Raw genomic sequence first — 26,217 nt, 5'->3', positions numbered from 1 at the left:
TGCCGACCATCCGGCCGGGAGCGGCCACCGGCACTGCCCCAGGTTGTGGATAACCTGTGGATAGCCGGTGGACGCCGTGCGTGTTCAGCACGTTAACTGTGCTGGGCTGGGGAGCCGGACGGTTGCCCGCACGGGCGCCGAAAGGCACAGGTGGAAGGCCGGACAATGCCCACCGGGGGTCGGTGGCGATGGGGGTGGCGCGGCGGTGGCCGATCAGGTCGACCTGGGCACGTTGTGGCGCGAGACGTTGGACGAGCTGTCCGACGAGATCGCGTCACGGCAGCAGCGCGCCTATCTCCAGTTCACCCGGTTGCGGGCGATAGTCGAGGACACTGCACTCCTATCGGTTCCGGACACCTACACTCGGGACATCATCGAGTCGCGGCTGCGCCCGGCGATCACCGAGGCGCTGACCAAGCGGCTGAACCGGCCCATTCAGGTGGCGGTCACGGTCCGCCCTCCGGAGGACGGTTCCGGGATGCCGGGCACCGTCTACGGCACTCCCGCCGAGCAGGCGCCGCCGATGGCCGAACCGCAGCCGCGGCACTACGCCGACCCGGCTCCCTACCAGCAGGAACTGCCGGGGTACCCGGGGCAGCAACGGATGCCCGATCCGCCGTACCAGCAACCGGGTTTCGGTCCTGCCGACCACGTGCCGGAGCCGTACCCGACCGGGTCCGCCCAGCATTCGGCGCCGCAGACGCCGTTCTCCCGAGGTGTGCCGACCGCGCGGGACGGCCAGGAGGCGCTCTTCGCCGACCCGATGCCGCAGACGCCGCCGGTGAACCGGTCGCCGGCTGTGCGGCCGGTCGAGAACGAGCAGCCCAATGACAACGTCGCGCACCGGATGGCCGCGGACGCCGCCCAGATGCGGGAGAACCGGCGTCATCCGGACACCGGCCCGATGTCGGGCCCCGACCGCCGCGACGACGTGCCGCAGCGTGTCGGCGACAACGGCCCGGGCCGGCCGCCGGTCGATCTGCGCGGTCCAGGCGCGTCCCCGCGGCCGGGCGGCAACGACGGCAACCGGCTCAACCCGAAGTACATGTTCGAGACGTTCGTCATCGGCTCGTCCAACCGGTTCGCGCACGCGGCGGCCGTCGCGGTCGCGGAGTCCCCGGCCAAGGCGTACAACCCGCTCTTCATCTACGGCAGCTCCGGGCTGGGCAAGACCCACCTCCTGCACGCCATCGGGCACTACGCCACCACCCTGGGGCACGCGCGCTCGGTGCGCTACGTGTCGACCGAGGAGTTCACCAACGATTTCATCAACAGCCTGCGGGACGACAAGACGCAGGCGTTCCAGCGCCGGTACCGCGACGTCGACATCCTCCTGATCGACGACATCCAGTTCCTGGAGAACCGCGAGCGGACGCAGGAGGAGTTCTTCCACACCTTCAACACGCTCCACAACGCCAACAAGCAGATCGTGATCAGCTCGGACCGGTCACCGCGCCAGCTGGCCACCCTGGAAGACCGGATGCGCACCCGGTTCGAGTGGGGTCTGCTCGCCGACATCCAGCCGCCGGACCTGGAGACGCGTATCGCGATCCTGCAGAAGAAGGCCGCCCAGGAGCGCATGTACGCGCCCGACGACGTCCTGGAGTTCATCGCCTCCCGGGTCTCCAACTCGATCCGTGAGCTCGAGGGCGCCCTCATTCGGGTGACCGCGTTCGCCAGCCTCACCCGCTCCCCGGTCCAGCTCTCGCTGGCCGAGGAGGTGCTGCGCGACTTCATGCCGGACGGCGCCGGCCCGGAGATCACCGCGGACCAGATCATGGTGTCGACGGCCGACTACTTCGGCGTCTCCCTGGAGGATCTGCGCGGTCACTCCCGCAGCCGGGTGCTGGTCAACGCCCGCCAGGTCGCCATGTACCTCTGCCGCGAGCTCACCGATCTCTCGCTGCCGCGCATCGGCCAGGCGTTCGGCGGCCGGGATCACACCACCGTCATGCACGCCGACCGCAAGATCCGGCAGCACATGGCGGAGCGGCGGTCGCTCTACAACCAGATCGCCGAGCTCACCAACAGGATCAAACAGAACACCTGAGGGGTACGGGCCACCGCCGCCCGAACACACCCCCGGAACATCTCCCCGTCCGGGCCCGCTGACTGCCGGGCCCGGTTTTGCTGTGCCGACATGCTGTCGACTCGCCTGATGAGCGGGCCTGAGCAGCAGCGGAACGGCTCAGCGCGGGACGCCCGTACCCGATGGGGTCGGTAATCCACAGGAAGCGGCTCGACTGCCTCCGACCCCGGATCGCCGGCAATCCACAGGAGTGGGCACGCAGGGACGGCCGTCGACGCCATCGGCCGCTTTCCCGGGTTATACACAGGCGGTCCACGATCGGGTTACTCGCCTCTGAGCTGCTATTTCCCCGCGATTTTCTGGTTGTCCACCGGTTACACACGGGGTTGTCCACAAGTTATGCCCAGATCATCTTCCGAATCCACAGAAATCGAAGCTCATCTACGCCTATTTCTGAGGTTGTTCGCATGCGACTTGTCAACGCCGGAACGGGTACGTTTCGTGCCAACGTTGTCCACACTAATCCACAGGCGTCCACAGGCTCTGTCCCCAGTCGGTGGATAACAGCTGACACTGAAACCCACAGATGTGGACCAACCCTGTGGACATCGATGTGGACAGACACAGAGAGTCACAAAAGATCTCACAGGCTGGGGGAGCCTGTGGATAGCCTGTTGAAGGTTCTGTGGACGACGAGCCGGTAGCGTTCCTGCGTAATCCACAGCGCAGGGGATAAAACCGGTGGACAACCGGTGGATAGCCTGTGGACAACAGTGGATAACTCGCTCCGAGCCCGACGGCTGTGGACACAGACCCGGGTTTATACCCCGGTTACCCACATGTGAACCACCGGTGGATAACCCGCTGACCAGCGGAAACGGCAGTTCTCCACAGTATGCACAGCCCCTACGAAGACGACTAGTTATCTCTTCTAAGAGAACAAAAACCAATCATCAGCGTTGTGGAAGGTGTGGATGCTCGCTTCCGGCTCGCCTCGCCTGAGGTTGATCAGCACCGAGAAGCAAGGGTTGGAGTCCCTCGTCTTCTCGGTGTAAGAAGCCGGAACGGGGTCGGGCACGCACCAACACCGCCGGAGCCATAGAGTTCAGTGGGGTCCATGCCCCTGTATGAGGACGCATCGCGGAGGACAGCATGAAGTTCCGGGTGGAGCGAGACGCGCTCGCCGACGCCGTGGCGTGGACAGCCAAGAGCCTGCCCAGCCGGCCTTCGGTGCCGGTGCTCGCCGGTGTCCTGCTCCGGGTGGAGAGCGGTCGCCTGCGGGTGTCCGGCTTCGACTACGAGGTCTCCAGCCAGGTGACCGTCGACGTGCAGGCCGACGCGGACGGGTCGGCGCTCGTCTCCGGCCGTCTGCTCGCCGAGATCACCAAGGCGCTGCCCGGCAAGCCGGTGGACATCGCCGCCGTCGGCGCGCACCTCGAGCTGGTCTGCGGCAGTGCCCGTTTCACCCTCCCCACGATGCCGGTGGAGGACTATCCGGCCCTGCCGGACATGCCATCCAGCGCGGGCACCGTCGACGCCGCTACGTTCGCCTCAGCGGTTTCCCAGGTCGCGATCGCCGCGGGCCGGGACGAGACGCTGCCGATGATGACCGGTGTGCGACTGGAGCTGAACGGTTCGACCATGGCGCTGCTGGCGACCGACCGCTACCGGCTGGCCATGCGTGAGATCGAGTGGACCCCGGACGACCCGGAGATCAGCCTGAACGCGCTGGTGCCGGCGAAGACGCTGAACGACACCGCCAAGGCGCTCGGCCCGGTCGGTGGCGCGGTCACCCTGGCGCTGGCTCAGGGCAGCGCCGGCGAGGGCATGATCGGTTTCGCCGGTGGCGCCCGCCGCACCACCAGCCGCCTGCTCGACGGGGCCAACTACCCGCCGGTGCGTTCGCTCTTCCCGGCCGCCCACAACGCCGAGGCGCGCGTCGGCGTGGCCGCCCTGGTCGAGGTGGTCCGCCGTGTCGCGCTGGTCGCCGAGCGGCAGACCCCGGTGCTGCTGAGTTTCAGCGAGGACGGTCTCGTGGTCGAGGCCGGCGGCACCGAGGAGGCGCGGGCGAGCGAGGCCATGGAGGCGGAGTTCACCGGTGAGGCGCTGACGATCGGCTTCAACCCGCAGTACCTGATCGACGGTCTGCAGAACCTCGGCGCTCCGACGGCGGTCTTCGCGTTCGTCGACGCGTTCAAGCCCGCTGTGATCTCCCCCGCTGGCGAAAGTGGCGAAATCATCCCGGGTTACCGCTATCTGATCATGCCGATCCGGGTGACTCGCTGATACTGAGCTTGAAGCAATCGCTCATCTAGGGAGATCACCATGCAACTCGGCCTGATCGGTCTCGGCCGAATGGGTGGCAACATGCGGGACCGCATTCGTGCCGCGGGGCACGAAGTCGTCGGTTTCGACCACAACCCAGACATCAGCGACGCTGCCAGCCTGGCCGAACTGGTCGACAAGCTCGCCGCGCCGCGGGTCATCTGGACCATGGTGCCTGCCGGCAAGATCACCGAGGACACCGTCGACCAGCTCGCCGAGCTGCTCTCGCCGGGTGACATCGTCATCGACGGCGGAAACTCGAAGTTCACCGATGACGCCCCGCGGGCCGCTCGTCTCGGCGCCAAGGGCATCCACTACCTGGACGTCGGCGTCTCCGGCGGCGTGTGGGGCAAGACCAACGGGTACGCGCTGATGGTCGGTGGCGACGCGGCTCAGGTGGAGCACTGCAAGCCGATCTTCGAGGCGCTCAAGCCGGCCGGTGAGTTCGGGTTCGCGCATGCCGGCACGCACGGCGCCGGCCACTACGCCAAGATGATCCACAACGGCATCGAGTACGGGATGATGCAGGCGTACGGCGAGGGTTACGAGATCCTCCTGGCGTCCGAGCTGGTCGACAACGTGCCGGCGGTCATCAAGAGCTGGCGGGAGGGCAGCGTCGTCAAGTCGTGGCTGCTCGATCTGCTCGACCGTGCTCTCGACGAGGATCCGACGCTGGCCAACCTGAAGGGCTACGTCGAGGACACCGGTGAGGGCCGCTGGACCGTCGACGAGGCGGTCCGTCTCGCCGTTCCCGCCCATGTCCTGGCCGCCTCGATCTTCACCCGGTTCGAGTCCCGGCAGGACGACTCGCCCGCGATGAAGGCTGTTGCCGCGCTGCGCCAGCAGTTCGGCGGACACGCCGTCAAGCGCTGATCCATGCACGTACGCCGGGTCGAGCTCACCGATTTCCGTTCGTATGAGCGGGTGGCGGTCGATCTCGAACCCGGCGTGTCCGTGCTCGTCGGCCACAACGGCATGGGCAAGACCAACCTGATCGAGGCGCTCGGGTACGTGGCCACTCTGGACAGTCACCGGGTGGCCACCGACGCTCCGCTGGTGCGGTCCGGGGCGACCTCCGCGGTGATCCGGTGCGCGCTCGTCCACGAAGGACGGGAGCTGCTGGTCGAGCTGGAGATCGTGCCGGGCCGGGCCAACCGGGCCCGGCTCAACCGGTCGCCGGTGCGCCGGCCCCGCGAGGTGCTCGGCGCGCTGCGGATGGTGCTGTTCGCCCCCGAGGATCTGGAACTGGTCCGCGGCGATCCCTCCGAACGCCGCCGTTACCTCGACGATCTGCTGGTCGCCCGGCAGCCGCGGTACGCCGGGGTGCGCGCCGACTACGACCGGGTGGTGAAGCAGCGCAACGCCCTGCTCCGCTCGGCGTATCTGAACCGCAAGGTCGGCGGCAACCGCGGGCAGGACCTGTCCACCCTCGCCGTCTGGGACCAGCACCTGGCCCATCACGGCGCGGAGCTGCTGGCCGGCCGTCTCGAGTTGGCCGCCGCGCTGGCGCCGCACTTGACCAAGGCCTACGACGCGGTCGCCGCCGGGCGCGGTGCGGCCGCGATCTCGTACGCCTCCCGCCTCGGCGACGCGCTCCAGATGGACCGGCCCGCGCTGGAGACGGCGATCCTGGACCGGCTGGCCGAACGGCGGCCGGTGGAGATCGAACGCGGCACCACCCTGGTCGGCCCGCACCGCGACGACCTGGCGCTGGTCCTCGGCGACCTGCCGGTCAAGGGGTACGCGAGCCAGGGCGAGACCTGGTCCTTCTCGGTCGCCCTGCGACTGGCCGCCTATGACCTGCTGCGCTCCGACGGCATCGAGCCGATCCTGGTCCTCGACGACGTCTTCGCCTCGCTCGACGCCGAGCGGCGGGACCGGCTGGCCGCGCTGGTCTCCGACGCGGGACAGTTGCTGGTGACATGTGCGGTGCCGGAGGACGTGCCGGCGAGTCTGCGCGGCGCGCGCTACGACGTGATGACGGGATCGGTGACCCGTGTTTCCTGACTCTGATCGCGATCGGCCGGGTGGCGACCGGCCGCGTGGGGCGGAGAACCCGCCTCAGCGGCTCACGGAGGCTCTCGGGGACCTTTGGGCGGGGGTGGATGAGGCTCGGGAGCTTCGCGGGTCTTCTGGAGCCACTGAGCGAGTCGGTCGTGCCCCCGAGGAGAAACGCCCGGACCCACAGCCGGTGGACGACGGCGGTGATCTGGCCGGGCCCGAGCTCGCCCGCGCGGTGCTGGACGCCGCGCTCTCCCGGCGCCGGGAGGCCGCCCGTGCCCCCCGCCGCCCCGGAACGGGCCAGGGCCGGGGCAAACGGCTGCGGGGCTATTCCGGGCCGGGACCGGACCCGCGCGATCCACAGCTGTTCGGGGCGATGCTGGAACGCCTCGTGAAAGCACGCGGCTGGGAGAAACCGAAAGCCGAGGCGACCGTTTTCGGCACCTGGGAGAAGGTCGTCGGGCCGGACATCGCCGCGCACAGCCGGCCGATGCGGCTGGAGGGCGGGGTGCTGACCGTCGAGGCGGAGTCGACCGCCTGGGCGACCCAGTTGCGGCTGCTGGCGGCGACCCTGCTGCGCAAGATCGCCGGTGAGGTCGGCCACAACGTGGTGACCCGGCTCAACATCCACGGGCCGGCGGCGCCGTCCTGGAGCCGGGGGCCGCGCCGGGTCGAAGGGCGTGGGCCCCGGGACACGTACGGCTGAAACCGATCCGTCGGGTCGTGCGTCTGAACCTGCATGATCGCGTTCTTCCGCAGTGCCCTCGTCCTGCTGGCGTTCGCCGTCGCGCCGCTGGTTCCGGCCGTGACTCCGGACACGTCCTGTGGATATGTGGTGGACGACGGGACACCGGCCTGTGCGCCGAGCGAGCTGCCGGCGGCGATGCGGCGCGAGGTCGAGGACCGTACCCGGATCTTCTGGGGTTTCTCCGGTCTTGTCGTGCTCGCCGTGACCGGTGGGCTGACCCGGCTGGTCCGCCATCCGGCCCGCAACCGGCTTCCGTAGGCCGGGCCGCCGAAAGCAGCCGGGCTGCTTTCGGCGGCCGGTCTCAGTAGTCGGCGAAGATCGCGAAACCGCGCTCGGCGCAGCGCCGGTAGAAACCGGCCAGGACGGCCAGCTCGGTCCGCGCGAAGCTCCAGTGCGGCGAGTTCCCATTGTCGTCGCGCAGAGCCGCGAGTCGGTGGTCCAGCCAGCGCAACTGCTGATCGGCGAGCCGGCCGGCCGAGATCGCGGTCCGCAGCACCTCGGTGACGGTGTCGAAGGTGACCAGGTCACCGAACTTGTCGTGACCCTCGACGAAACGCTCCAGGCCGCCGGCGATCCATGCGCAGCCGTCCGGGTCGATCACCGGGTCCTCGTCCTCGGCCGCGGCGTCGGTGGCGTACAGCACACCCTCGAGGCCCAGCAGGAGATCGACGAGCTCGGTGTACGCGGTCGCGCGTACCGTTCCGGTCTTGGCTATGTGCAGCGCCAGCGCACCGGTGGGCGCGGCGATCTCGGGCCGGTCGGCGATCGCTCCGAAGTCGACGAACTCGGCGGGAGCCACCGGGTCGTAGTACTGATTCGTCCGCGGCCAGTGCACCGCGACGTTGTCCAGGCCCTTGTCGTGCGCCATCCGGGGCCACCCCTCCTCGACCTGCCCTGCGACCGTCCGGCCATCCGCGGCCCGCGCGGGCGAGGTTACGACACAGGCCCGGGACGCTGTCGAGCAGTGTCGCAGTGAGTGTGGACAGCGCGATGCAGGCGCGCCCGAGGGCGGAAACTGCCGCAGCGTTTGCCATTGCGCACAGTGGCGGTGCCGTGTAGGGGATTACCTGGGTAGCGCCTCAAATCGCGCTACGGCACTCTCAGGCACCCTGAAGGGGTGCCGGACCCTCGCCGATTCGCTCCGGCGGAGTAGAATCGACAGCGACCGGGAAAACTGTGGTTGCCGGTGCGTTCTGGACAGTTGGCCAGGTGTTCTGGGCGGCTTGCCAGCACCATCGTCACGCTATGCGGTTTTTCCAGCCGATCACGATCCGCGGGCCGTCCGCGGCGACCGGCGTGCACGGTTCCACCGGTGGTCCGCTTCTTTCCCGCGGTGTCATCTCTGGCTCCCCGTGTGCTCCTGGCCGCTGCCGAGGGCCCGCCAACCCCGTTGCGGGGCCTCACGGTCCGGCGCGAGAAAGTGGCCGAGGGTGTCAGAGAATCAGCAGGAGTACGGTGCCGGCTCCATCACCGTGCTCGAAGGCCTTGAAGCGGTCCGCAAGCGTCCCGGTATGTACATCGGTTCCACCGGTGAGCGCGGTCTGCACCACCTGGTCTGGGAGGTCGTGGACAACGCCGTCGACGAGGCGCTGGCCGGCTACTGCGACACCATCGACGTCGTGTTGCTGCCCGACGGAGGTGTCTCGGTCACCGACAACGGCCGTGGCTTCCCGGTCGACCTGCACCCCCAGCTGAAGAAGCCCGGCGTCGAGGTGGCGCTGACCGTGCTGCACGCCGGTGGCAAGTTCGACGGCCAAGCCTACAAGGTCTCCGGTGGTCTGCACGGCGTCGGCGTCTCCGTGGTGAACGCGCTCTCGACGAGGATGGCCGTCGAGATCCAGAAGGACGGCTTCTTCTGGCGTCAGAAGTACGACTACTCCGTTCCCGGTGAGCTGGTGAAGGGCGAGCCGACCGACCAGGCCGGCTCGACCGTGCAGTTCTGGCCGGACCCGGAGATCTTCGAGACGGTCGACTTCGACTACCAGACGATCTACCGCCGGTTGCAGGAGATGGCGTTCCTCAACCGGGCGCTGACCATCAACTACACCGACCAGCGGCCGGACCAGGTCGATGAGAACGGTGAGCCGCGCAAGGTCACGTTCATGTACGAGGACGGCATCGCCGACTTCGTGCGGCACCTGAACGCGACCAAGAGCGCCATCCACAAGACCGTGATCCAGTTCGAGGCCGAGGCCCCCGAGGAGGGCATGGCCGTCGAGATCGCGATGCAGTGGAACGAGTCGTACGGCGAGTCGGTCTACACCTTCGCCAACCGCATCAACACCCACGAGGGCGGCACCCACGAGGAGGGTTTCCGCGCCGCGCTGACCAGCATCGTCAACCGCTACGGCGTGGAGAAGAAGTTCCTCAAGGGTGACCAGAAACTCTCCGGCGAGGACATCCGTGAGGGTCTCGCCGCGATCATCTCGGTGACCCTGGCCAACCCGCAGTTCGAGGGCCAGACCAAGACCAAGCTCGGCAACACCGACATGAAAGGCTTCGTGCAGAAGGTCTGCAACGAGCAGCTCGCCGACTGGTTCGACCGGAACCCGGCGGACGCCAAGCTGATCATCACGAAGGCCGACCAGGCGGCTCGCGCCCGGATCGCCGCCCAGCAGGCCCGCAAGCTGGCCCGCCGCAAGTCGCTGCTGGAGTCCGGCTCGATGCCCGGCAAGCTGGCCGACTGCCAGTCGACCGACCCGCGCGAGACCGAGCTGTTCATCGTCGAGGGTGACTCGGCCGGTGGTTCGGCCAAGTCCGGCCGGGAGAGCCGGATCCAGGCGATCCTCCCGATCCGCGGCAAGATCCTTAACGTGGAGAAGGCCCGGATCGACCGGGTGCTGAAGAACAACGAGGTCCAGGCGCTGATCACGGCCATGGGCACCGGTATCCACGACGAATTCGACATCTCGAAGCTGCGGTACCACAAGATCATCCTCATGGCTGACGCCGACGTCGACGGCCAGCACATCCAGACGCTGCTGCTCACCCTGCTGTTCCGCTTCATGCGGCCGCTCGTCGAGCAGGGCCACGTCTATCTGGCGTCCCCGCCGCTCTACAAGCTCAAGTGGAACAAGCGCGGCGACGACGCGCAGTACGCCTACTCCGACCGGGAGCGCGACGGCCTGATCGCCCTGCGCCAGCAGAAGAAGCCGAACGCGAAGCCGGATGACATCCAGCGGTTCAAGGGTCTCGGCGAGATGAACTTCCATGAACTGTGGGACACCACGATGAACCCGGACACCCGCACCCTGCGCCAGGTGACGCTCGACGACGCCGCCGTGGCGGACGAGCTGTTCAGCGTGCTGATGGGTGAGGACGTGGAGGCGCGGCGGTCGTTCATCCAGCGCAACGCCAAGGACGTGCGCTTCCTGGATATCTGAGTATCCACAGCGTGCATCCACTTTCCACAACGTTATCCACAGCGTTATGCCCGTTCTGGCAGCATATGCCTGGCATCACCTTGAGTAAGGGTTAAAAGTGACTGACACTCCCGAACCCCCGGACGGCGACGAGACCATCGCGGACGCCGGTGGCGGTGTGACCCAACGCGTCGAGCCGGTCGGTCTCGAGGTCGAGATGCAGCGCTCGTACCTCGACTATGCGATGAGCGTCATCGTCGGCCGAGCGCTGCCCGACGTCCGCGACGGCCTCAAGCCGGTGCACCGCAAGATCCTCTACGCGATGTACGACGCCGGCTTCCGGCCGGACCGCGGTTACGTCAAGTGCGCCCGCGTCGTCGGCGACGTGATGGGCAACTACCACCCGCACGGCGACTCGTCGATCTACGACGCGCTCGTCCGGATGGGCCAGATCTGGTCCCTGCGGTACCCGCTGATCGACGGCAACGGCAACTTCGGTTCGCCGGGTAACGACCCGCCGGCCGCCATGCGGTACACCGAGTCGAAACTGTCCCCGCTGGCGATGGAGATGCTGCGGGACATCGACGAGGACACCGTCGACATGCAGGACAACTACGACGGGCGGACCAAAGAGCCGACGATCCTGCCGGCGCGGTTCCCGAACCTGCTGGTCAACGGCTCCGAGGGCATCGCGGTCGGCATGGCCACCAAGATCCCGCCGCACAACCTGCGGGAGATCGCCGCCGCCGTCCAGTGGCAGCTCGACCATCCCGAGTCGGACGAGGCGACCGCGCTCGAGGCGATGCTCGAGCTCGTGAAGGGCCCGGACTTCCCGACCAAGGGCCTGATCGTCGGGCAGTCGGCGATCAACGACGCGTACCGCACCGGCCGTGGATCGATCCGGATGCGCGCGGTCGTCGAGGTCGAGGAGGACACCCGGGGCCGGCCGTGCCTCGTGGTGACCGAGCTGCCGTACCAGGTGAACCCGGACAACCTCGCCGAGCGGATCGCCGAGCTGGTCAAGGAGGGCAAGCTCACCGGCATCGCGGACATCCGTGACGAGTCCTCCGGACGTACCGGCATGCGCCTGATCCTCGTGCTCAAGCGCGACGCGGTCGCCAAGGTGGTGCTGAACAACCTCTACAAGCACACCCAGCTGCAGGAGACGTTCGGCGCCAACATGCTGGCGCTCGTCGACGGGGTGCCGCGCACGCTCAACCTGGCGCAGTTCATCCGCTACTACGTCGAGCACCAGATCGAGGTCATCCAGCTGCGGACCGCGTACCGGCTGCGCAAGGCCGAGGAGCGCGCGCACATCCTGCGGGGTCTGGCCAAGGCGCTGGACATGCTCGACGAGGTCATCGCCCTGATCCGGCGCTCGCCTACGGTGGAGGACTCGCGCCAGGGCCTGATGACGCTGCTCGACGTCGATGAGATCCAGGCCACCGCGATCCTCGACATGCAGCTGCGCCGCCTGGCTGCCCTGGAGCGGCAGCGGATCGTCGACGAGCTGGTGAAGATCGAGATCGAGATCGCCGACTTCAAGGACATCCTCGCCAAGCCGGAGCGGCAGCGGGCCATCATCTCCGATGAGCTGGCCGAGATCGTCACGAAGTTCGGCGACGATCGGCGCACCCAGATCATCCCGTTCGACGGCGAGGTCTCCATGGAGGACCTCATCGCGCGCGAGGACGTTGTGGTGACAATCACACGTACCGGTTACGCCAAGCGCACCAAGACCGATCTGTACCGGTCTCAGAAGCGCGGCGGCAAGGGCGTGAGCGGCGCTACGCTGCGGCAGGACGACATCGTTTCGCACTTCTTCGTCATCTCGACGCACGACTGGATGCTGTTCTTCACGAACAAGGGCCGGGTTTATCGGGCGAAGGCGTACGAACTGCCCGAAGCGAGTCGGGTGGCCAAGGGTCAGCACGTGGCGAACCTGCTGGCCTTCCAGCCGGACGAGCACATCGCGCAGGTCATCCAGATCTCCAACTACGGGGTCGCACCGTACCTTGTGCTCGCCACTAAGAATGGGCTCGTGAAGAAGACGCGCCTGGAGGAATTTGACTCCAACCGCAGCGGTGGCATCATCGCCATCAACCTGCGGGAGGATGACGAATTGGTGGGCGCGGCCCTGGTGGCCCCGGAGGACGACCTGCTCCTGGTGTCCAAGAAGGCCCAGGCCATCCGCTTCAACGCGACCGACGACGCGCTGCGCCCGATGGGCCGCGCGACGTCCGGTGTGATCGGCATGCGGTTCGGTGACAACGACGAGCTTCTCGCGATGGAAGTGGTCCGGCCGGACATGGATGTGTTGGTCGCCACTGATGGTGGGTATGCGAAACGCACACCTATCGAGGAATATCCGGTGCAGGGTCGTGGCGGTAAGGGGGTGCTGACCGCCAAGATCACTGAGCGTCGTGGTGGACTAGTCGGCGCTCTGGTGATCAGCCCGGAGGATGAACTGTTTGCCATCACCAGCAATGGTGGTGTCATCCGGACTCCCGTGAAGCCTGTACGGCGCACGAGGGATCGGAACACAATGGGGGTCAAGCTGATGGACCTCCCAGAAGGTGTAACCATCGTGGCGCTTGCTCGCAATGCCGACGAGCCTGACGAACAGGACTAGTTGATGCCGGAGACACAGGCGAAGTCGGGGGGCCCGGGGACCTCAGCGACTCCGGACGATGCGGCGAAGAAGGACACTGCCGCATCCAACGGCCGCGAGACCGCAGGGCGTGCCGCTGTCCCCGCCGATGCCGCGTCCCCGCCGAAATTCACTCGGGCGCCGGGCATGGCTCCGCCGCCGGGTGAGCCGGCAGCCGGCAGCACCGACGGCGCTGACGCGAAACGGCCGGGAACACAGCCGTCGGTCAAGGGATCGGCCTCCGTGCCGGTCGTCACCAAGGGCAAGGGTGCCGCGCCGGGGACCACCTCCGGCCGGATTCCGGGCAGCACGACCAGCGGCAGCGCTCCCGTGACCGGTCAGGCGGGCGCTCCGGCGTCCGCGCCGCCGGCCACGCCCGCCGCGAAGCAGCGGACCGGGTCGTCCTCGACGGGCAACCAGTCCGGCGGCGCCGCGGCGGTCGGGGCGGCCCGTGTCTCCGAGGCAGTGCGGTCGGCCCGTTCCACGGTCTCGTCGGCGGCCGCGCGTGGCCCTCGTCGCGCCCGGCTGAACCTGAAGCGCATCGACCCCTGGTCGGTGATGAAGTTCGCGTTCGCGGTGTCGATCGTGCTCTTCATCGTCGTGGTCGTCGCGACCTCGGTGCTCTACCTCGCCCTCGACACGATGGGCGTGTGGAGCTCGATCAACGGCAACCTCAAGGAGCTCGTCACCGCCAGCGGTGCCGAGGGCACCGGCGACAGCACGTTCACGATCACGGCCTGGGGCGTCATCGGCACCTCGATGCTGATCGGCGCGGTCAACGTGGTCCTCTTCACCGCGCTGGCCACGTTGAGCGCATTCATCTACAACGTCTGTGCCGATCTGGTCGGCGGCATCGAGCTCACGCTCGCTGAACGGGACTGACATTCGTATCGGGTTGCGGGTACCCCCGCTTTGGAGACCCGCAACCCGATGCGGTAACGTTCTGTCCGCAGGTGAGGGGCTATAGCTCAGTCGGTTAGAGCGCAGAGCTGATAACTCTGAGGTCGCTGGTTCGATTCCAGCTAGCCCCACGAGTGACTGAGGGCCCCACTCGCGGAAGACGCGAGTCGGGGTCACTCGTCATTTCCCCCGAAGCTTCTCCGTTTCGGGGTGACATCATCCGGGCGGCTCTGGGGGTAGCAGTTCAGTGTTGAAGAAGCTCCTCATCATCGCTGGTGTTGTCGGGGTTGCTGCCCTGGTGGTCAAGAAGGTGAAGGCCTCCAGCGACGAGCGCGCCCTCTGGCACGAGGCGACCACCGCTCCCGATCTGCGATAAAGCGGATCACGGGGCCCTAGCTCAACTGGCAGAGCACCGCCTTTGCAAGGCGGGGGTTAGGGGTTCGAGTCCCCTGGGCTCCACGATCACGACAGGCGATCCGCGTCGATGCGGATCGCCTTTTTCGTGGGTCCCCACCGAGCGCAGCCGTAGCGGCATGTTAGCCAGCGGAGTCCGCCTCATCCTGGCAGGCGACATCCGTCCTGCGGCCTGCCACGCGGCCCGTCCTGCGGCCTGCCACGCGGCCCGTCCTGCGGCGCGTTTCGGCCGTCGTGCGGTCCGCGGTGCTGGCCCGTCGTGCGGCCCGTCCTGGTCCGTCGTGCGATTCGGCGGTGACCGGGAGGGACGAGGTATGGCATGAGACCGTCGACCTGGGGCGATGAGACCGGTGGCCCGGCTCGGTGACTCGCTGGTCCTCGTCAAGAGCGACGGGACGCTCGGGGTGACACCGTGGATTGTGTGGCTGCCCTCCACAGGCCGCGGTGGCGCTCGTCGCAGGCCGGCTCCCGGGCCTCCGTGACGGAGATCTCGGAGTGGATGGTCAGCACCGGATCGGTGCCTATGCGGACACCCTTCAACGGCACCCGGACGAAGAGGATCCTGTCCGAGTGCGCATGCGAACAGTGGTCAGCCCACTGTTGTGGTGATCGACGGCGCCGACGGTCTCCTATCGGAGCAGGCCTGATGATTTTCGGTCCCCGCGCCGGGAGCGGCAGGCGCTCTTGACGGCACGAACGTGATCGAGCACACCGGATCCACGCGGAGGCTCCCGGCCGCCCGATCCGGCGTCGCGCTGACCTGGGAGCCGGTGGAGCGGGCGTCTCCGCTGGTCACTGTTGCGCACGCGTAGATCCGTGGTTGCGGGTTCCCCGACTGTGTCGGATATCCACAGGGGAATGACGGCGACCTGCGGCACGCAGGTCGGGCGGCTAGCCTGCATGACGTGAGCGAGCGAAGACGGGCCGCCGCCGTTATCGTGCGGGCCGGCCGTGTGCTGATGGTGCACGAGCGCAGCCGGCGGTCCGGTGGCGGCGAGTGGTGGACACTTCCGGGCGGGGGCCTGCGCCCGGGTGAGACGGCTGAGGAGGCGTTGCGGCGTGAGGTGTTCGAGGAGACCGGCCTGATCGTCAGCGACGCGCGCTACGTGCTCGAGATGCCCTATCCGTCGGGCATGACGTCGGTCTTCACGGTGACCGTCGCGGATGGGGAGCCACGGGTCGGGCGCGACGACGGTTCCGGCCCGGAGCAGATCGGCGTCGACTGGTTGCCGGTCCCCGAGTTGCCGATCGAGACCAGTGGGGTGCCGGTGCCGCCGCTGATGGTGGTGCTGCCGACCCTGACCGGTCAGAGCGACGGCGTGGAGTCCGCCACCGCGCCCCTGAGCGGCTCGTCCAGCGCTTCGGTTGCGGGGCCGGGCACGCGCACCGGGGCGGGCCGCAACGGTGGCTCTGCGGCGAAGCCGGGCGCCAGCTCGACGCCGGGCTCGAAAGCCGCCGGTGAGGTCGGCGCGAGGGCCGCCGGCGACATCGGCGCCGGGGCCGGCGAGGACGATGCCGGACCTGCCGGGGCGGGACGCGGCGCGGCGGTGACGGCTCGGCGTCGCTCGACGACGAAGTAGATGCAGGCCGCGGCGTAACCGGCGGCCAGCGCGCCGGCGAGCGCTCGGACCGGCAGCGAGGCGTACGGCATCGCGCTGGTGACCGTCGCGATGAGTGCCCAGCAGGCCAGCAGCACGGTGTTCACCGTGTCGGTGCGGTACCAGGTGACCTGTGACCGGCGCCGGGCCTGGCGCTGGATCTCGACGACCAGGGCGTGCGACATCACCAGGGCGAGCAGGCCGAGCAGGAGTACGGCGAAGAATGAGTGATGGCCACCGGAGATGGCGACCAGTGCTGTGGAGCCGGCCAGTAGGGCCAGCCCACTGACGGTGCCGATGCGTGCTTGTCTGCGATCCTCCACAACCTCTGACGGTCGGCATGATCCGTCCGGAACTGAGGATTCCGCCGATGCCGTCACGTTCGTGATCGACGATTCGGCTGCGTCTCGGGCCTTTAGGAGCTATTGTCCGTCCATCGTCAGGCGGGTGTGGCTTGCTCAGCGGGCTGGGTAAAGATGGCGGCATGTTGGGAACCCTGCAGACCGAACCCGCCCAGTCCCGCCCGGACCTGCTCGCCCCGCCGGTGGCCAAGGCGCTGGCGGTCTGGCCCATCGAAGCGGTGATCGACGTCGACCAGGTCCTGGTCGCCCCGATCGACGCCACACTTGCCGACACGGCTGCCTTCTGCGATGCGTACGGGGTGGGCCTCGCCGAGTCCGCCAACTGCGTGATCGTGGCCGGCCGCCGCGGCGACGAGACCCGTTATGCCGCCTGCATCGTCCTCGCCACCACCCGAGCCGACGTGAACGGTGTGGTCCGCCGCCGGCTCGACGTGCGCAAGGCGAGCTTCGCGCCGATGGGGGAGGCGGTGTCGCTGACCGGCATGGAGTACGGCGGGATCACCCCGATCGGGCTGCCCGCCTCCTGGCCGATCCTGGTCGACTCACGTGTTGTGGCCGTACCGCATGTGATCATCGGATCCGGCGTCCGGAACAGCAAGATCGCCATCCCCGGGCCGGCTCTCGGTGCGCTGCCGGGCGCCGAGGTGATCGACGGGCTCGCCCGCCCTGTCGAGTAGTGATCACTGCCGATGCCGTTTCACGTGAAACATCATCGACCGGCGTTGGCGTCCTCGCGGCGAGTGATCTCCTCGAAGGCGGCCAGCAGGGTGGCCGGCTCCTGCGCGCCGGACACCACGTATTTCGCGTCGATGACGAATGCCGGAACGCTGCTGATGTCGAGGGCGCGGGCTTCCTCGATGTCGGCATGAACCGCAGCGGTGCCGGCTTCGGACTCCAGGTGAGCGAGAGCCTCGGCGGGGTCCAGACCGATCGCGCCGGCCATCGTGGCCAGAGCGGGCAGGGAGCCGATGTCGATGCCGTCGGTGAAGTGGGCCCGCTGGAGCGCGTCCAGCATGTCCGCCTGCCGCTCCCGGATCGCGGCCCAGGAGATCAACCGGTGCGCTGCGAACGTGTTGGCCGCGAGGGCCCGATCGAAGTCGAGCCGCAGTCCCTCGCTCGCACCGACCGCGGCCACCTGAGTGAACATCTGCTCCACGCGGTCCGGGCCACCGAACTTCGCGGCCATCACCTGCTTGACCGGCAGGGGCTCCGGCACCGGAGAGGGGTCCAGTTGGTACGCCCGGTAGGTGATCGTCACCTCGCCGTCGAGGGACTTCACCGCCCTTTCGAGCCGGCGCTTGCCGATGTAGCACCAGGGGCAGATGACGTCGGACCAGACCTGAATATCCACGTCACTCCGTCCGGGAAGCGGGCGCCTGCTCCGCGATCTGGCGTTTGAGTCGCGCCAGGATCGCCGTCCCGCCGCGTACCCGCAGCGGGCTGATCGTCTGCGACAACCCCATCCGGGCATAGAGGTCATCGGGTACGGCCAGGACCTCGGCCGTGGTCGCCCCCGCCAGTCCCTCCGCCAGGATGCCGGCGAAAGCGCGCGTGGTCGGCGCCTCCGGTGGGCAGTCGAAGTGGGTCACCACACGGTCGTCCGGCTGCACGATCGCCCGGAGGAAGAACGCGGTCTGGCACTCCGGCACCTGCTCCATGCCGTCGTGCCCGGCCAGATCGGCGGGCAGGGGCGGAACGGCGTCGGCGAACTCGAGAAGCATCTCCAGCACGACCTCGCGCGGCGCTCCGGCGAACTCGTCGACGATCTCGGCCAGCTTCGGCGGCATGTCAGTCACGAGATCGACCCTAACGCGCTGATCTCCGGCCCGGCCGTCTCGGTATCCCGTCGCCCGCGTGCCGATAGCCGCCTCGCTGTCTACCTTCTCCCCGTCAGGACGCGTCCCGTCCCAATCGGCTCCCGCTCAGCCGGCTCGGACCCGTCGGTCGGCTGTTCCTGCCCGCCGGCTGGGACCGGCGGACGCCTCTTTCTGCTCGCCGGCTGGAACCGGCGGACGCCTCTCTTTCTGCCCGCCGGCCGGGACCGGCGGACGGCTCTCTCCGCCCGCCGGTACCGGCGCGTCGGTCTGCTCCCCGTCCCGTTGTTGACGACGGAGAAGGCGATGTCGGAGAAAAGAGGGCTCAGGCAGCGGCCGACGACGTCGGGAGAAGGGCGACGTCACTGAGGCTGAGGATGCCGACCAGGTTGCGGTCCGCGTCGCAGACCAGCAGACGGCGTACGCCACGGTCGCGCATCGCCTGGACGGCCTCGTCCACGGTGGCGCTCTGCTCGACCATCAGCAGCTCGCGGGTGGCCACGGCGGCGAGGGTCGTGGTGGCCGGAGCGAGGTTCTCCGCGATGGCGCGGATCACGATGTCCCGGTCGGTGACGATGCCGGCCAGGGTCGCGCCCCGGGTCACGACCACATCGCCGATCCCCTGATCACGCATCGCCTGGGCCGCTTCGTCCAGCGGGGTGTCCTCCGGCAGGTAGACGACTTTCCTTGTCATCGCATCCGCGACCAGTCTGACCATGCTCCTGTCCCTCCACCGCTGTCGTCTCACGGTTACCCGAGCTCCCTCGTGATTACACCCGCCACGTCCGCAAGGGGTACTTCCGTCCGCTCCAGCGTGCGGCGGTCGCGCAGTTCCGCATACCCCTCATCGAGTCGGCGACCGACTACAACGGATCGGGGGATGCCGAGAAGCTCGGCGTCGGTGAACTTGACGCCCGCCGAGACGTTGGGGCGGTCGTCGACGAGGACACGTATCCCGGCGCGGGACAGGGCGGCGCCGAGGGTGAGGGCGGCCTCGATCTGGCCGTCCTTCCCGGCGGCGACGATGTGCACGTCGGCGGGCGCGACCGTGGCCGGCCAGACCAGGCCCCGCTCGTCGTGATGCTGCTCGGCGATCGCCGCGACCGCCCGGGACAGGCCGATGCCGTAGCACCCCATGGTGGGCCGCACCGCTTTGCCGTCCGTACCGAGCACGTCCACCTTGAACACGTCGGTGTATCGCCGGCCGAGCTGGAAGATGTGCCCGATCTCGATGCCCCGGCGCATCGTCAGGGCACCGTCGCCGCAGGCGGGGCAGGGGTCGCCGGGCCGCACCTCGGCCGCCTCGATCGTGCCGTCCGGGGTGAAGTCGCGGCCGGCCACCACGTCCGTGGCGTGCCTGCCGGACTCGTTGGCGCCGGTCAGCCAGGCGGTGCCGGGCACGACCCGCGGGTCGGCCAGATATCGGATCTTGAGGTTCTGTGGCCCGATGTATCCCTTGACCAGGTCCGGGCGGGAGTCGAAGTCGTCGAACATGGTGACGGTGGCCGGTGACAGCACCGCCTCCACCCGTTTGAGATCGACCTCGCGATCGCCGGGCAGGCCGATCGCCAGCACCTCCGGCTCACGGCCGGGGTGGTGCACGGTGACCACCACGTTCTTCAAGGTGTCCGAGGCTGCCCAGTCGGTCCGGCCGCCGAGGGCACGCTCGTTGGCCAGCGCGACGAGCGACGCGATGCTGGGCGTCCCGGGGGTGTCGTGGACCGCCAGGGCCGGCGCGGTCACCGCGCGTGCCGGCGGGGCGGGTGTGGTCACGGCCTCCGTGTTGGCGGCGTAGTCACAGACGGTGCAGCCGACGAAGGTGTCCTCACCGACCTCGGCGGTGGCCAGGAACTCCTCGGAGGCGGACCCGCCCATCGCGCCGGACACGGCCGAGACGATGGCGTGCTCCAGCCCGAGCCGCGTGAAGATGCGCTGATAGGTGGCGCGCATCCGTGCGTACGTCTCGATCAGCCCGGCCTCGGAGAGGTCGTAGGAGTAGGCGTCCTTCATCAGGAACTCGCGGCCGCGGAGCAGGCCGCCGCGAGTCCGCGCCTCGTCGCGGAATTTCGTCTGGATCTGGAAGAGCAGCAGTGGGAAATCCCGATAGGACCCGGTCATGTCCTGCACGAGAAGGGTGAACATCTCCTCGTGCGTGGGCGCGAGCAGATGGTCGACGCCGCGCCGGTCCTTGACGGTGAAGAGCAGATCGCCGTACTCCGTCCAGCGGCCGGTGACGTCGTAGGGCTCGCGGGGCAGCAGGGCCGGGAAGGAGACCTCCTGACCGCCGGCCGCCACCATCTCCTCCTGGACGATCGCGGTGACCCGGTCCAGGACCAGCTTGCCGAGCGGGAGCAGGGTGTAGCCGCCCGGGGCGGCGCGGCGGATGAACCCGGCGCGCACGAGGAGGCGGTGACTCGGCACCTCCGCGTCCGCCGGCTCCTCACGCAAGGTCTTGAGCAGCAAGGTGGACATCCGAAGCAGCATGGGCACGAGCGTAGGCACCGGGTACGACGATTTCATCCGGTTAACCGTCGCGGCGGAATGGCGCTAGCGTGACAGGCATGTCCGTTCCGAACGATCCGGCGCCGGCACTTCAGGCGTACGCACATCCCGACAAACTGGTGACCACCGAGTGGCTCGCCGCCAACCTGGAAACGCCCGGCCTGGTCGTCGTCGAGTCGGACGAGGACGTGCTGCTCTATGACACCGGGCACATCCCGGGTGCCGTCAAGGTCGACTGGCACCTGGAGCTGAACGATCAGATCAGCCGGGATTACCTCGACCCGGCGGCGTTCGCGGCGTTGTGCGCGGCCAAGGGCATCGGCCGCGACGACACGATCGTCTTCTACGGTGACAACTTCAACTGGTGGGCGGCGTACGCCCTCTGGGTCTTCAGTCTCTTCGGTCATCGCGACGTGCGGCTGCTCGACGGCGGCCGGCAGAAGTGGGCGGCCGAAGACCGGACCCTGACCAGGGAGAAGACCGTCCGCCCCGCCGCGGACTATCCCGTTCCGGTTCGCAACGACGCGGAGATCCGAGCCTTCCGCGACCAGGTGATGGGCCACATCTCCAGCGGTCGGCCGCTGGTGGACGTCCGGTCACCGCAGGAGTACACCGGCGAGCTGACCCACATGGCGGCCTATCCGCAGGAGGGCGCGCTGCGCGGCGGGCACATCCCGGGCGCGGTGAGCAAGCCGTGGAAGTCGGCGGCCGAGGAGGACGGCTCCTTCAAACCGCACGACGAGCTCATCAAGATCTACCGAGACGAGCTCGGGCTGGAGTCGGCGGACGACATCATCGCCTACTGCCGGATCGGGGAGCGGTCCAGCCACACCTGGTTCGTCCTGCGGTACCTGCTCGGTTATCCACAGGTCCGTAACTACGACGGCTCCTGGACGGAATGGGGCAATCTGGTCCGGGCGCCGATCGCCAGAGGCTCGGAACCGGGCGGTCTGCACTGATTTTTGATCCACCGAACGGCGTCGCCCCCGGGCGGCGCCGTTTTTTCGGGTGAACCGAAATCGATGTGGTCGGCGATAGTCCAGATGTGCGACGGAGAAGACCGCAACCGGTGCCCCCGGTCAGTGAGCAGAGCAGCGACGCTGACCTGCTGCGCGCCATCGCCGCCGGGCAGACCGCGGCGCTGCGCCTGCTGCACCACCGCCATGCCGGCTGGCTCCGGGCCCGCCTGCGCCGGCGCTGTGCCGACCCCGACGTGGTCGACGCCGCGATCCAGGACACGTTCGTCGCGGTCTGGAAAGACGCCCACCGGTTCGCCGAGACGACCGCCGACCCGGCCGCCTGGCTGTGGACCATCGCCGTGCGCCGCCTCGTGTCGGCCCTCCGCGGCCCGGCCCACCGCTGGCTGAGCGGCCCGGCCGCCGACGTTCCCGACGACGCCCGCACCGTGCCGTCCGCCGAGGAGCTGGTGCTGCTCGGGGTGGAGCACGGCGCCCTCGGCCCGGCCCTGGACCGGCTCTCGCCCGAGCTGCGCCGCCTGATCGAGGCGACCGCCCTCGACGGCCTCACCGTGCGCGAGGCGGCCCAACTGCTCGGCATCCCGGAGGGCACCGCGAAAACCCGGCTGATGCGCGCCCGGACCCGGCTGAGACAGCTCCTGGCATGAGCGAGATGGAGCGGGATGCGGGTGTGGACGGGACGAGGCGTGAGCGAGTGGATCGGAGGAGGCCCGAGATGAACGACTGGCACATCGACGCCGGACTGCTCGGGGAGTACGAACGCGGCGAACTCGATCCCAGCCGGGCGATGGCGGTCGAGGCCCACATGCAGGCCTGTCCCCCCTGCCGGTCGTCGATCCGGGTCGACTTCACCTGGCTGACCGGGAACTGGTCGGTCGTCTACGACCACGTCCACGCCCCGAAAGCCGGTCCAGGCCACCGGCTGCTGAGGCGCCTGGGCCTGCCGGAGCACCGGATCCGGCTGCTCACCGCCACTCCCGCCCTGCGCTGGTCGTGGCTGGCCGCCACGGTCACGGTCCTCGGTCTGGCCGTGGCCGCGGCCTGGCTGCTGCGGAGCGGAGCCGGTGGCGCCGTGCTGGCGACGAGCTTCCTGATCCTCGCCCCGGTCCTGCCGGTCGTGGCCGTCTCCGGGGCATACGGCCCACCGGCCGACCCGATGCACGAGATCACCGGCACCACACCGTCCGCAGGCCCGGCCCTGGTGCTGTGGCGGGCGATCTCCGTGATCGGTGTCGCCATGACGATGGCCGCGACGGCCGGGGTCCTGCTGCCCGGCCCGGGCTGGTTCGCCGTCGCCTGGCTGCTGCCCGCGTTGCTGCTCTGCACGGGCACGCTGGCCCTGGCGACGGCTCTGGCGCTGCCCGTCGCCGCCGCGACACTCGGTGGCCTCTGGCTCGCCGGGGTGCTGGCGGCCAGCCGGCTGGTGCATGGCGAGCCGTTCCTGTCGGTGGTCTTCGGCCCGACCGCTCAACTGGGCTATCTCGCCGCGGCGGTGGCCGCCGCGGCCGTTCTGATCCTGCGGCGGCGCCGCTTCGACCTGGGAGCGAGCCGATGACCACGGTGACCGTCAGCGGTCTGGCCAAACACTATGGCTCGACGACCGCCCTCGCCGCCGTCGACCTGGCGATAGGTGTCGGTGTGACGGGTCTGCTGGGCCCGAACGGCGCGGGCAAGAGCACCCTGCTGCGCTGCCTCGCCACCGCCCTCGCGGCGGACAGCGGCTCGGTGCGGATGTTCGGGCTGGATCCGGCGGTGCCCGCCGACCGGACCGAGATCCGGCGCCGGATCGGTTACCTGCCGCAGAACCCCGGCCTCTATCCCAACTTCACCGCCTACGACCTGCTCGACTACGTCGCCGTGCTGAAGGAGATCACCGACACCCGGCAGCGGCGTGCCGAGGTCCGGCGGGTGCTCGCCGAGGTCGAGCTGACCGACCGGGCCCAGACCAGGGTGCGCAGGCTCTCCGGCGGCATGCGCCAGCGGCTCGGCCTGGCCCAGGCGCTGCTCGGTGATCCGGACCTGGTGATCCTGGACGAGCCGACCGTCGGTCTCGACCCCGAGCAGCGGATGCTGTTCCGGGCCCTGATCTCCCGGCTCGGCGAGCAGCGGACCGTGCTGCTCTCCACCCATCAGACCGAGGACGTCGGGGCCCTCTGCGAGCGGGTCGTCGTGATGAACGGCGGCCGGGTCGTCTTCGAGGGCCGTCCACGTGACCTGGCCGGAGTCGCCGAGGGGCGGGTGTGGCTCTCCGCGGCCCCACCCGAGGGCAGTGCGGCGTACTGGCGGAACGCCGACGGGCTCTACCGGACGATCGGAGACGCGCCGGCCGGAGCCGAGGCGGCCCGGCCGGGCATCGAGGACGGCTATCTGATGCTGCTCGGCCGGACCGCGGTCGAGGTGGCCCGATGACGATCACCGTGGAACGACCCGGACGCCCGGCGCCGGAGGCCCGGGCCGCGACGATCGCGCTGGCCCGGGCCGAGGCCCGGCGGATGTGGCGCAGCCCGTTCCTGTGGATCGGCGTGCTGCTGTCCATCGCCCTGGGCGCCGTCTGGTCGTGGAACCGGATGCCGAGCTGGGAGACCTTCCACGAGAACGTCGGGATGGCGTCCCTGGTGCTGGCGGCCTTCCTGCTGGTCGCCGCGCACCTGGCGGCCGGCCGGGACCACCGGTCCGGCGCCGAGGAGAGCACCCGCACCATGCCCGCCGGTCCGGGCCGCCGGAGTCTCGCCCTGCTTGCGACCGTGCTGGTCGCGGCAGCCGCCGGAGCGGTCGTCCACCTCGCGGTCCTGCTCCTGCTGTTGCCCACCTGGCCGGTCGGCCGGTTCGAGCCGTGGGTCACGCTGACCTCGGCCGTCGTCCCGGCGATCGGGGCCGCCACCGGTGTGGCCGTGGGCCGGGTGCTGCCGAAGGGCGCCGCCGGCCCGTTGACCGTGGCCGCGTTCACCGTGCTCCTGTTCCTCCTGCTGGTCATGCCGTCGGACCCGGCCGCGCCGGCCGTCCACCTGCTACCGATCATCTTCGTGACCTGGGATTTCGGTGTTCCACAGCCGTTCGGCTGGCACCTGCTCTATCTGCTCGGCCTGCTGGTGGCGGCCGTCGCGGCGGCGTGCCGGCAGGCCGCGCCGAAAGCGACGGCGGTGATCGCGGTGGCGGCGCTGGTGTGCGCCGGCCTCGCGGTCCGGCAGGAAACGGCCGAGACCCCGGACGCCATCGACGTCGAGAGCGCCCGGAGACACACCGCCCCCGCAATGCTGGACTGCCGGTCCCACGAGGGTGTGCGGTACTGCGCCCTTCCCGGTTACGCGCCGTGGATCGGGTACTGGCGAGAGGCGGTCGAGCCGATGGCGAAACTACTGCCGGCGAGCGCGTTGAAACCGTCGGTCCGGCAGATCTCCACCATCGACGACCTGACCCCGATGACGCCCGGCCATCCCGAGGTCGTCACCGAGGACCACTGGGGTCGGTTCGGCTCCTGGGCGGAGCGCTCCCGGAAGACGCTCGCCGGTCATTACGCGGCCACGGCGGTAGGCATCCTCCGGCGCGAGGATCCGGACAACTGGCGCACCTGCGACGGACGCGGCCAGCACCGTACGGTGGTCGCGCTCTGGTTGCTCGGCACCGCGGCGCCGGGCCGGGGGTGGACCCTGTCCCGGACCACGTACGGGCCGGCGGAGATCCGGGCCGCCGAGAGCCTGCTGGCCCGACCGCCCGCCGAGGTCTCGGCCCACCTGGTCGCCCACTGGACCGAGGTGCTCGACCCGCGGGCGACCGCGCTGGCCGGCCTGGGCGTGACGATCACACCACCCGCCATCCCCACCGCGGAGCCGGCCCCGGTTCCGGACGGGGAGATGGTCCCGGCCGACCGTGGTGTGTGCCGATGACCGGGCCACTGCTGCGGCACCTGATCCGATCGGTGCCGTGGTGGCCGTTCGCCGCCGCGATGGCCCTGGCCCTCCTGGTGCAATACCCGGTGTGGTCCTCGCCCGAGCCGCAGTCCGGGACCGCGCTGTTCGGGTTGCGGCTCGCCGCCGCGGTTCTGGGGGCTGCCGCCGGTTTCGCCCTGCCCGACCTGATGGCCTCGACCGTCGTCACGCCGATCGCGCGATGGCGAGTGCAGTGGCTTCGGCTGGCCGTCCTGCTGGTGCCGTCCGCTCTGGCCTGGGTGGTGCTCCACGCCGTTGTCCGGTCCGCGGGCGGGCCGGCGTTCACCTGGCCGGTGGATTTCGTGATCCTGCAGGCCGCGGTGTGCGGTCTGCTGCCGGTGGCGGCCGCGGCGCTCGGCGCACGGTACCGGGACGACCCGTCCGGCGCGCTTCTCGGGCCTGCCGCCCAGGGGGCCGCCGTGGTGGTGAGCCTGTTCTTCACCGACAGCAGTTCGCCGTGGCCGGCTCCGGTGTCCACCGGCTGGACGCCGGCCCAGCAGAGTTGGCCGGTCGTTCTCGTGCTGGTGCTGGCCGTCCTTGTGGTCGCCAACCGGGAGCGGGCCGCGCCGAGGTGATATCGATCTGATTTTGTCGGGGGTAAGCGGTACC

General features: G+C 69.2%; 23 protein-coding genes, 2 tRNA genes and 1 pseudogene. 20 read left to right on the top strand and 6 right to left on the bottom strand.

Translation table 11 applies throughout. The features are described from left to right. Nucleotides 1–205 precede the first annotated feature (205 nt). The 6 genes from dnaA to Aut01nite_RS19825 all read left to right on the top strand — a co-directional run bounded on the left by dnaA (nt 206) and on the right by Aut01nite_RS19825 (nt 7,361). The gene (gene dnaA, locus Aut01nite_RS19850) at nt 206–2,050 is read left to right on the top strand and encodes a chromosomal replication initiator protein DnaA (protein ID WP_043525826.1); all 1,845 of its coding nucleotides are present in this window, start codon (nt 206–208) and stop codon (nt 2,048–2,050) included. A 1,131-nt stretch (nt 2,051–3,181) separates the two neighbouring features. Beyond that, entirely contained in the window at nt 3,182–4,315 is a 1,134-nt protein-coding gene (gene dnaN / locus Aut01nite_RS19845; protein WP_043525825.1) for a DNA polymerase III subunit beta, read from the top strand. A 39-nt stretch (nt 4,316–4,354) separates the two neighbouring features. Further along, on the top strand, nt 4,355–5,227 hold the full coding sequence (gnd, locus tag Aut01nite_RS19840) for a phosphogluconate dehydrogenase (NAD(+)-dependent, decarboxylating) (RefSeq protein ID WP_043525823.1): 873 nt from the start codon (nt 4,355–4,357) through the stop codon (nt 5,225–5,227). 3 nt (nt 5,228–5,230) lie between these two features. Continuing rightward, nucleotides 5,231–6,361 (top strand): DNA replication/repair protein RecF, encoded by a 1,131-nt coding sequence (gene recF, locus Aut01nite_RS19835; protein ID WP_043525822.1) that lies wholly within the window; start codon nt 5,231–5,233, stop codon nt 6,359–6,361. Between the two features lie 184 nt (nt 6,362–6,545). Further along, on the top strand, nt 6,546–7,061 hold the full coding sequence (locus Aut01nite_RS19830; RefSeq protein ID WP_052163831.1) for a DciA family protein: 516 nt from the start codon (nt 6,546–6,548) through the stop codon (nt 7,059–7,061). A gap of 33 nt (nt 7,062–7,094) precedes the next feature. Next, entirely contained in the window at nt 7,095–7,361 is a 267-nt protein-coding gene (locus Aut01nite_RS19825; RefSeq protein ID WP_043525820.1) for a hypothetical protein, read from the top strand. Between the two features lie 43 nt (nt 7,362–7,404). Here Aut01nite_RS19825 and Aut01nite_RS19820 read toward each other — a convergent pair whose 3' ends face one another. Then, the gene (locus tag Aut01nite_RS19820) at nt 7,405–7,971 is read right to left on the bottom strand and encodes a hypothetical protein (protein ID WP_043525818.1); all 567 of its coding nucleotides are present in this window, start codon (nt 7,969–7,971) and stop codon (nt 7,405–7,407) included. 562 nt (nt 7,972–8,533) lie between these two features. Here Aut01nite_RS19820 and gyrB point away from each other — a divergent pair. The 7 genes and pseudogenes from gyrB to Aut01nite_RS43615 all read left to right on the top strand — a co-directional run. Beyond that, nucleotides 8,534–10,486, top strand: a complete 1,953-nt coding sequence (gene gyrB, locus Aut01nite_RS19815; RefSeq protein WP_043525817.1) for a DNA topoisomerase (ATP-hydrolyzing) subunit B — start codon at nt 8,534–8,536, stop codon at nt 10,484–10,486. Between the two features lie 97 nt (nt 10,487–10,583). Beyond that, the gene (gene gyrA, locus Aut01nite_RS19810; protein ID WP_043525815.1) at nt 10,584–13,097 is read left to right on the top strand and encodes a DNA gyrase subunit A; all 2,514 of its coding nucleotides are present in this window, start codon (nt 10,584–10,586) and stop codon (nt 13,095–13,097) included. Between the two features lie 3 nt (nt 13,098–13,100). Beyond that, the gene (locus Aut01nite_RS19805; protein ID WP_043525813.1) at nt 13,101–13,997 is read left to right on the top strand and encodes a DUF3566 domain-containing protein; all 897 of its coding nucleotides are present in this window, start codon (nt 13,101–13,103) and stop codon (nt 13,995–13,997) included. Nucleotides 13,998–14,072: 75 nt separating this feature from the next. After that, nucleotides 14,073–14,146: transfer RNA gene (locus Aut01nite_RS19800), tRNA-Ile, on the top strand. 116 nt (nt 14,147–14,262) lie between these two features. After that, nucleotides 14,263–14,391 carry a DLW-39 family protein gene (locus Aut01nite_RS43620; protein ID WP_211304171.1) on the top strand — a complete coding sequence of 43 codons (129 nt, stop codon included), beginning with the start codon at nt 14,263–14,265 and terminating at the stop codon, nt 14,389–14,391. Between the two features lie 10 nt (nt 14,392–14,401). Continuing rightward, nucleotides 14,402–14,474: transfer RNA gene (locus tag Aut01nite_RS19795), tRNA-Ala, on the top strand. Nucleotides 14,475–15,334: 860 nt separating this feature from the next. Then, nucleotides 15,335–15,661: pseudogene (locus tag Aut01nite_RS43615) on the top strand (NUDIX domain-containing protein); the annotation flags it as partial. A 74-nt stretch (nt 15,662–15,735) separates the two neighbouring features. On the opposite strand, the gene Aut01nite_RS19785 reads toward Aut01nite_RS43615, so the two are convergent. After that, nucleotides 15,736–16,350 carry a hypothetical protein gene (locus Aut01nite_RS19785; RefSeq protein WP_201775529.1) on the bottom strand — a complete coding sequence of 205 codons (615 nt, stop codon included), beginning with the start codon at nt 16,348–16,350 and terminating at the stop codon, nt 15,736–15,738. Between the two features lie 161 nt (nt 16,351–16,511). On the opposite strand from Aut01nite_RS19785, the gene Aut01nite_RS19780 reads away from it, so the two are divergent. Beyond that, nucleotides 16,512–17,066 (top strand): YbaK/EbsC family protein, encoded by a 555-nt coding sequence (locus tag Aut01nite_RS19780; protein ID WP_052163830.1) that lies wholly within the window; start codon nt 16,512–16,514, stop codon nt 17,064–17,066. 32 nt (nt 17,067–17,098) lie between these two features. Here Aut01nite_RS19780 and Aut01nite_RS19775 read toward each other — a convergent pair whose 3' ends face one another. The 4 genes from Aut01nite_RS19775 to Aut01nite_RS19760 all read right to left on the bottom strand — a co-directional run bounded on the left by Aut01nite_RS19775 (nt 17,099) and on the right by Aut01nite_RS19760 (nt 20,687). Further along, nucleotides 17,099–17,740, bottom strand: a complete 642-nt coding sequence (locus Aut01nite_RS19775; protein ID WP_043525811.1) for a DsbA family oxidoreductase — start codon at nt 17,738–17,740, stop codon at nt 17,099–17,101. 1 nt (nt 17,741) lies between these two features. Beyond that, nucleotides 17,742–18,185: a SufE family protein gene (locus tag Aut01nite_RS19770; RefSeq protein ID WP_043525809.1), complete on the bottom strand. Its 444-nt coding sequence runs from the start codon at nt 18,183–18,185 to the stop codon at nt 17,742–17,744. Between the two features lie 343 nt (nt 18,186–18,528). Beyond that, nucleotides 18,529–18,921, bottom strand: coding sequence for a CBS domain-containing protein (locus tag Aut01nite_RS19765; RefSeq protein ID WP_043525808.1), 393 nt, complete (start codon nt 18,919–18,921; stop codon nt 18,529–18,531). Between the two features lie 32 nt (nt 18,922–18,953). Continuing rightward, entirely contained in the window at nt 18,954–20,687 is a 1,734-nt protein-coding gene (locus Aut01nite_RS19760; RefSeq protein WP_043525806.1) for a proline--tRNA ligase, read from the bottom strand. Between the two features lie 77 nt (nt 20,688–20,764). Here Aut01nite_RS19760 and Aut01nite_RS19755 point away from each other — a divergent pair, with 77 nt between their 5' ends. The 6 genes from Aut01nite_RS19755 to Aut01nite_RS19730 all read left to right on the top strand — a co-directional run bounded on the left by Aut01nite_RS19755 (nt 20,765) and on the right by Aut01nite_RS19730 (nt 26,183). Then, on the top strand, nt 20,765–21,664 hold the full coding sequence (locus Aut01nite_RS19755; RefSeq protein ID WP_043525804.1) for a sulfurtransferase: 900 nt from the start codon (nt 20,765–20,767) through the stop codon (nt 21,662–21,664). Between the two features lie 110 nt (nt 21,665–21,774). Continuing rightward, nucleotides 21,775–22,329 carry an RNA polymerase sigma factor gene (locus Aut01nite_RS19750; RefSeq protein ID WP_043525803.1) on the top strand — a complete coding sequence of 185 codons (555 nt, stop codon included), beginning with the start codon at nt 21,775–21,777 and terminating at the stop codon, nt 22,327–22,329. Between the two features lie 68 nt (nt 22,330–22,397). Then, nucleotides 22,398–23,237 (top strand): zf-HC2 domain-containing protein, encoded by an 840-nt coding sequence (locus Aut01nite_RS19745; protein WP_043525801.1) that lies wholly within the window; start codon nt 22,398–22,400, stop codon nt 23,235–23,237. Beyond that, a complete protein-coding gene (locus tag Aut01nite_RS19740; RefSeq protein WP_043525800.1) occupies nt 23,234–24,091 on the top strand; it encodes an ABC transporter ATP-binding protein in 858 nt (285 codons plus the stop codon). The genes Aut01nite_RS19745 and Aut01nite_RS19740 overlap by 4 nt, the downstream gene beginning before the upstream one ends. Then, nucleotides 24,088–25,566 (top strand): ABC transporter permease, encoded by a 1,479-nt coding sequence (locus tag Aut01nite_RS19735; RefSeq protein WP_043525798.1) that lies wholly within the window; start codon nt 24,088–24,090, stop codon nt 25,564–25,566. Before Aut01nite_RS19740 ends, Aut01nite_RS19735 begins: the two co-directional genes overlap by 4 nt. Next, nucleotides 25,563–26,183: a hypothetical protein gene (locus tag Aut01nite_RS19730; RefSeq protein ID WP_152628750.1), complete on the top strand. Its 621-nt coding sequence runs from the start codon at nt 25,563–25,565 to the stop codon at nt 26,181–26,183. The genes Aut01nite_RS19735 and Aut01nite_RS19730 overlap by 4 nt, the downstream gene beginning before the upstream one ends. The last annotated feature ends 34 nt before the right edge of the window (nt 26,184–26,217 follow it).

The organism is Actinoplanes utahensis (assembly GCF_016862455.1).
Classification (GTDB): Bacteria; Actinomycetota; Actinomycetes; order Mycobacteriales; family Micromonosporaceae; genus Actinoplanes; species Actinoplanes utahensis.
This window is presented reverse-complemented; position numbering and strand designations above follow the sequence as displayed.